Raw genomic sequence first — 901 nt, forward strand, 5'->3', positions numbered from 1 at the left:
TCAATCTTCCGTCTTCCGTAGATTTTCCCTGTTTTTTCTTCTGAAAGCAATGTTCTGATTTGTTCTTTTTGTTGTTCCCATTTTGGGTTCATAAAGATTTTTCGATTGTTTCCTTCTTTTGCTTTGGTACATTCCGAACGGAATGGACAACCTATACAGTTCTCACTTTCGTATACTTTGTACTCTCTGGTAAAGCCTTTGCGGTCGGTCTTCCGGGAATGATAACGGAAGGTAAGTTGCTGGTCATTTGGGCATTGGAAGGAATCCGTTTCATTATTGTAGTTCCAGTTAGCCGTATTAAACACATTTGTCTGATTGCGTTTCTTTTGTTCTTTCCGGTACGTATTATAGGTAATCAATGGTGTACTCTCCCGATTGTCCAATACATCCTGATAATTTTCTTCACTTCCATACCCGGCATCTGCGACTATATAAGCAGGAAGTTTAAAGAAGTGCTGTTCAATCGAATCAAGAAAAGGAATGAGCGTTCGGGTATCCGTTGGATTTGAAAAAATCTCATAGGCAAGCGTATATTGACCTTCGGTCGCAATTTGAACATTATAGCCAGCTTTCAGTTGGCCATTCTTCATATAATCATCTTTCATTCGCATAAACGTGGCATCATGATCCGTTTTGGAGTAACTGTTTCTCTCGCCAAACAGCCTCATGTCCGCCTCATACTTCTGTTTGCGCGTCACAAAATCTTTGAACATCTTGAAAAGCTGTTTTGGTCTTTTGCGTAAAGAGCGAAGCTTCTTTCGTTGCTGCACGTTTTCCGTTTTTTCGATTTCCTGTGTAAAGGTTTCAACGGTTTCTTCCAGTTTTTCAACGACTTCAACTAACTCTTCCGTTGAAAGTTCTTCCGGACTTTCCCGTTTTATTTCCGGTATAATTTGCTGAT

At 40.1% G+C, this 901-nt stretch carries 1 protein-coding gene; it reads right to left on the bottom strand.

Annotation, left to right across the window (positions count from 1 at the left end):
• Positions 1 to 901 (bottom strand): transposase (locus ACQCT8_RS18955; protein ID WP_426873695.1); only part of this gene is annotated, 901 nt, incomplete at both ends.

The sequence above is a fragment of the Jeotgalibacillus proteolyticus genome, assembly GCF_050107735.1.
GTDB classification, from domain to species: domain Bacteria; phylum Bacillota; class Bacilli; order Bacillales; family Jeotgalibacillaceae; genus Jeotgalibacillus; species Jeotgalibacillus proteolyticus_A.